The 4,673-nt window shown below is 39.1% G+C and carries 8 protein-coding genes and 1 pseudogene; 8 read left to right on the top strand and 1 reads right to left on the bottom strand.

The genetic code is table 11. The annotated features are described in order from the left end of the window. A pseudogene (locus ACP5NR_RS08610) lies at nt 1–271 on the bottom strand (ABC transporter substrate-binding protein); the annotation flags it as partial. A 424-nt stretch (nt 272–695) separates the two neighbouring features. Here ACP5NR_RS08610 and ACP5NR_RS08605 point away from each other — a divergent pair. The 8 genes from ACP5NR_RS08605 to ACP5NR_RS08570 form a co-directional block, all read left to right on the top strand. Beyond that, nucleotides 696–1,052, top strand: a complete 357-nt coding sequence (locus ACP5NR_RS08605; RefSeq protein WP_428005522.1) for a hypothetical protein — start codon at nt 696–698, stop codon at nt 1,050–1,052. After that, nucleotides 1,030–2,001, top strand: coding sequence for a CBS domain-containing protein (locus ACP5NR_RS08600; protein WP_428005523.1), 972 nt, complete (start codon nt 1,030–1,032; stop codon nt 1,999–2,001). Before ACP5NR_RS08605 ends, ACP5NR_RS08600 begins: the two co-directional genes overlap by 23 nt. After that, nucleotides 1,991–2,326, top strand: coding sequence for an iron-sulfur binding hydrogenase (locus tag ACP5NR_RS08595; protein ID WP_428005524.1), 336 nt, complete (start codon nt 1,991–1,993; stop codon nt 2,324–2,326). The genes ACP5NR_RS08600 and ACP5NR_RS08595 overlap by 11 nt, the downstream gene beginning before the upstream one ends. Next, entirely contained in the window at nt 2,310–3,029 is a 720-nt protein-coding gene (locus ACP5NR_RS08590) for a PHP domain-containing protein (RefSeq protein ID WP_428005525.1), read from the top strand. The genes ACP5NR_RS08595 and ACP5NR_RS08590 overlap by 17 nt, the downstream gene beginning before the upstream one ends. After that, nucleotides 3,001–3,516 (top strand): ATP-binding protein, encoded by a 516-nt coding sequence (locus tag ACP5NR_RS08585; RefSeq protein WP_428005526.1) that lies wholly within the window; start codon nt 3,001–3,003, stop codon nt 3,514–3,516. Before ACP5NR_RS08590 ends, ACP5NR_RS08585 begins: the two co-directional genes overlap by 29 nt. 24 nt (nt 3,517–3,540) lie before the next feature. Continuing rightward, the gene (locus ACP5NR_RS08580; protein ID WP_428005527.1) at nt 3,541–4,038 is read left to right on the top strand and encodes an NAD(P)H-dependent oxidoreductase subunit E; all 498 of its coding nucleotides are present in this window, start codon (nt 3,541–3,543) and stop codon (nt 4,036–4,038) included. Next, complete coding sequence (locus ACP5NR_RS08575; RefSeq protein WP_428005528.1) at nt 4,035–4,412, top strand: (2Fe-2S) ferredoxin domain-containing protein; 378 nt, start codon at nt 4,035–4,037, stop codon at nt 4,410–4,412. Before ACP5NR_RS08580 ends, ACP5NR_RS08575 begins: the two co-directional genes overlap by 4 nt. Nucleotides 4,413–4,425: 13 nt before the next feature. After that, the coding region (locus tag ACP5NR_RS08570; RefSeq protein ID WP_428006341.1) for a (2Fe-2S) ferredoxin domain-containing protein at nt 4,426–4,673 on the top strand (248 nt) is incomplete at its 3' end.

Genomic DNA, 4,673 nt, shown 5'->3' with positions numbered 1-4,673 from the left:
GGATGGTACCATCCGCAACCGACGGAACATTCGTAGACAACATAGGAAGTAGATTTACCGTTGAAGTTCCATCGTACTGGACAAGGTTTTCATACACTTGCCACTGCACTTCACCAGATGCCGTATCGTAAGACCATGCCGGATCCATAGAATCGAATGGTCCTATGGTTTCTTCGACAAGCGTGTTCGGATTGACAACAGAACCGGCTGCCATCGCGATAAAAGCGCCTACTAAAAGCACGCCCATCAAAATAACGAGTACTTTTTTCATTTTTTACCTCCCCATATACATTTTGGATCTCCAAAATATGACAAATTCATATTTGGCAAAAGATCCGTTGACATATATGTAATTATATCCCAAGATCATCTACATGTCAAGAATATTTATCACAGTTTTAAGTTATACTTAAATAACTTTAAAAGTCGAATGTTCATTTAATTTAAGCGAAGGGCAGGATGCCTTAAAATGGTGATCGGTGAGTAGTGAAGAGTAAGCGGTATGATCACAGATTACATATTATTTCAATTGACGATTGACAATTCTTATGTGCTACGAGCCACACGCTACCTGCCATTAGGGGCACCTGCCGCAGCGGTGATTCGGAATTTAAAATTGGTTCAGTATATCTGATTGAAAAATTGAAACTTTTATGATAAAATATAATTGTTAAAAAAATCACTTGGAGGAATTGATGCTGCTTTCTGAAATAATTAAGATTGTCGATGGGAAAAAATTATGGAACTTTGAAGATAAAAATTGTGACGTATGCGGGGCCACCGACATGGTAAGTGAGTTACTGGCCGTTGGAAAGGATGACATATTGTTGATAACAGGCCTTACAACTCCGCAAATGCTAAAGGCCGCTGATATAGTGAGGGTGGGTGCAATTCTTACGGTCAGAGGAAAGGATATAGCGCCACAATTCATCGAAGCGGCAAAATCTTACGGCATACCTTTGATATCGACAAAACTTGTCATGTTCACGGCATGCGGATTGTTATTCTGTGCCGGTCTAAGAGACATAAATGGAAATAAATATGGAAATTGAAATCATGGAAAACATAGATGATCTCATAAAAAAAATTCAGCCTTATTTTTCAGAACTTTCGGTTGGTGATTTTATGTCTTCACCGGTTGTTACAATACAAGAAAATCAAACGGTGCTTTACGCAAAAGAACTGATGAGATCCTGGAGAATATCCGGTTTGCCAGTTGTGGATGATGAAGGCCGGTTAAAAGGTATAATAAGCATAGAGGATATAATTCATGCACTTGAAAATGGTGCGCTTGAATCTTCGATATCGGAAAAAATGTCCAAAAATGTCGTTTTTCTTTTCAAATACGACAAGATAATGGATGCTTTCAAGAAATTTGAGATGTACGGTTACGGAAGGTTTCCGGTTATCGATGAGATAGATCATCATGTAATTGGCATAGTCACAAAGCAAGATCTCATGCTTGCACTTTTAAAAAAGTTAAGCATTCTTTATGTTCATGATGCAAGGCGTGAAGAATTCGTCGGTGTTGACATTTACAGATCGGTTCCAAAAAATGTCAAAATTGAAAGAACTGAATTTGAATTTCAAATAGATTATAAAGATATATCTTTGTCCGGTACAGGTGCTTCAGAACTAAAACGATTTTTGATCTCTAAAAATTTTTCTCCAAAATTTGTAAAACGTATAGCAATAGCAACTTATGAGGCGGAAACAAATGTCGTTATCCATTCCAATTCAACCGGCAGGATAAAGGCTTACGTAGAGCCGGAATTCGTCGAAGTAAGGGTCAACGATAACGGAAAAGGCATAGAAAATATAGAGATGGCAATGAGAGATGGCTATTCAACGGCTCCAGATTACGTCAGAGAATACGGCTTTGGTGCGGGAATGGGTCTTTCAAACATGAAAAAATGTGCAGATAGAATGATAATCCTTTCTTCTAAAGGCAACGGTGTCTTTGTTGAAATGCATTTCTGGAGGCATGAAGATGAAAATTGAGGTGCTAAAAGAACTGGGATTTGAGATGATCGTTGAAGGAAAGGGAGAAGTTTTTCATGGATATGCGTGCGATCTTCTAAGTGAAGTTATGGGACGTGCAAAACCTGATACGGTATGGTTTACCGTTCAGTCTCACATAAACATCATAGCCGTTGCGGTTATAACCGGCATAAGGGCAATCGTGCTTTGTAACGGGCATGATTACGATGAAGGAACGATCGAAAGATCTAAAAAAGAAGGTATCTCACTTTTTAAAACCGAATTGAACACATTTGAAGCCATAAAAAAACTTTGCAACGTGATGCAAGATGAAATTCAAGGGTGATTTTCACGTTCACACATGTCTTTCCCCTTGTGCAGATGTAACGATGGTTCCGAATGAAATGGCCAGAAGATTTTTCGGATGCGGCGTTGATTGGGTTGGAATAACGGATCATAACAGTTGCGGAAATGTAAGGGTATTTGAAAATGTGTTTTCAAGGTACGGCATAAAGGTACTTCCGGGAATTGAGATTCAAAGTGTCGAAGAAGTTCATGTACTCGCATACTTTCCATCTGTTACAATCGCAGAAGAATTTTCAAAGATAATAAAATCTCATCTTCCGGACGTTAAAAACGATCCCGAAACTTTGGGTTATCAACTGTTGGTTGACGAAGCGGATCATTTCATCGGAATGGAAGAAAAAATTTTATCCGTATCCGTTAACCTTGATCTCAATGAAATATTTGAACTTGTAAGGAAATTCCATGGATTGTTCATTTACGCGCATGTCGATAGGGCTTTCGGTGTTTTGAAACAACTTGGCTTTATACCGAAAGATCCGGCGTTCGATGCGATAGAATGTATGGGCAAAACGGATAATTTTGAATGCACAATCTTCAAATCTTCGGATGCGCATCATTTAGACCAGATAAATTCTCCGAAAGTGGAGATTGAAGCACCGACGAGAGATTTTGATGGATTTAAAATCGCCATAGAGAAAGGACAGGTTTTTCCGATTGAGAACGATCGCCGATCATCTTATTGATATAGCAGAAAACTCCGTAAATGCGGGATCAAAAAGCGTTGAAATTCATTTGTACGAGGATGAAACGAAATTCGAATTTGAGATTTTTGACGACGGGCGCGGAATGAACGACGAGCAAGTTTCGAAAATTTTTGATCCATTTTTTACGACTAAAAACAAAAAAACAGGTCTTGGCCTGCCGTTACTTAAAGAATATGCGGAATTGACCGGTGGAAGTGTAGAAGTCGTTTCTAAAGAAAATGAAGGAACAAAAGTTAAAGTCTTATTCAAAAAAACCATAGATTGTCAACCTATCGGAGATATCGCCCATGCATTTGCAACTCTTGTGACTTCATCAAATCAAGTGTTGTGGAAGATTACAAGATGCAAGCAGGATGATTGTTACGATTTCTCTTCCGAAGATGTAAGGGATTTGGACTTGACGAATCCCCATAACATAAAAAGCATTTTTGAATATTTCAAAAGATTGGAGGCTGCGTTTCGATGAATAAAATTTTTGGAGGTGTAGATGATGCCTGTGATCCTTGAAACAGATCCAAAATTCAGCGAATTAGATGAATTCATTGATAGTTTACCTGACAAAAAAGGCATGCTTATCGGAGTTTTGCATAAGGCTCAGGAAATATTTGGTTATTTACCAAAAGAAGTTCAACATCATGTGGCCGAAAAACTTCAGATCCCGGAAAGCAACGTGTTTGGTGTTGTTACTTTTTATTCTTTTTTCACGATGAAGCCGAGAGGAAAGTACCAGATAAAGGTATGCCTTGGAACTGCCTGTTACGTCAAAGGAGGACAGAAAATTTCCGACAGAGTCAAAGAAGAATTAGGCGTTACAGGTGATGAACCTACGCCAGATGGCCTCTTTTCGGTTCAAGAGGTGAGATGTCTTGGCGCATGCAGTATGGCACCGGTCATGTTGATAGGAGAAAGAGATTTTTACGGCCGTTTAACGCCGGACAAAGTGCGACAGATAATAGAAACTTATAAAAGAAAGGAGAATAAAAAATGAAAATAAAAAGTCTTGAGGATCTTGAAAGAATAAAAGAAGAAGGATTAAAAGATTTAAGCGGGCGTCAAAGCAAAAAGAGAGGAAGAATAACAGTTGCAATGGGGACATGCGGCATAAGCGCAGGGGCGAAAGATACGTTAAAAGCACTTGTCGATGAACTTGACAGAGATGGAATAGAAGATGTTGCCGTAATTCAGTCCGGATGTATGGGATTATGTGAAGTTGAACCTACCGTCGAAGTTCAAATGGGTGATCAAGATCCCGTTATTTATGGTCATGTCGATTCCGAACAGGCAAAACGCATCGTCAAAGAACATGTCGTGGGTGGAAAAATACTTGGAGACATACTCGTAAAGACACAAACCAAAAAATGAGGAGGTTTATCTGATGCCTTTAGAAAATACAATTCTGATATGCGCCGGTGGCGGTTGCATATCGGCAGGAGAAATTTCTGTCAAGCAGGCACTTGAAAATGAGATAAACAAATACGCCCTCGATGGAGTCGTAAAAGTTGTTGAAACAGGATGCATGGATGCTTGCAGTTTAGGACCTTTGATGGTCATCTACCCGGAAGGCGTGTTTTATCAAAAGTTAAAGCCATCTGACGCAAAAGAGATAGTCGAAGAGCATCTTTT

Source organism: Athalassotoga sp., assembly GCF_049965695.1.
Classification (GTDB): Bacteria; Thermotogota; Thermotogae; order Mesoaciditogales; family Mesoaciditogaceae; genus Athalassotoga.
This window is presented reverse-complemented; position numbering and strand designations above follow the sequence as displayed.

What these genes read in the sequence shown, in the direction of transcription:
- ACP5NR_RS08605 (WP_428005522.1), top strand. Translation starts at nt 696, where the DNA reads ATGCTGCTTTCTGAAATAATTAAGATTGTCGATGGGAAAAAATTATGG.
- ACP5NR_RS08600 (WP_428005523.1), top strand. Translation starts at nt 1,030, where the DNA reads ATGGAAATAAATATGGAAATTGAAATCATGGAAAACATAGATGATCTC.
- ACP5NR_RS08595 (WP_428005524.1), top strand. Translation starts at nt 1,991, where the DNA reads ATGAAAATTGAGGTGCTAAAAGAACTGGGATTTGAGATGATCGTTGAA.
- ACP5NR_RS08590 (WP_428005525.1), top strand. Translation starts at nt 2,310, where the DNA reads ATGAAATTCAAGGGTGATTTTCACGTTCACACATGTCTTTCCCCTTGT.
- ACP5NR_RS08580 (WP_428005527.1), top strand. Translation starts at nt 3,541, where the DNA reads ATGCCTGTGATCCTTGAAACAGATCCAAAATTCAGCGAATTAGATGAA.
- ACP5NR_RS08575 (WP_428005528.1), top strand. Translation starts at nt 4,035, where the DNA reads ATGAAAATAAAAAGTCTTGAGGATCTTGAAAGAATAAAAGAAGAAGGA.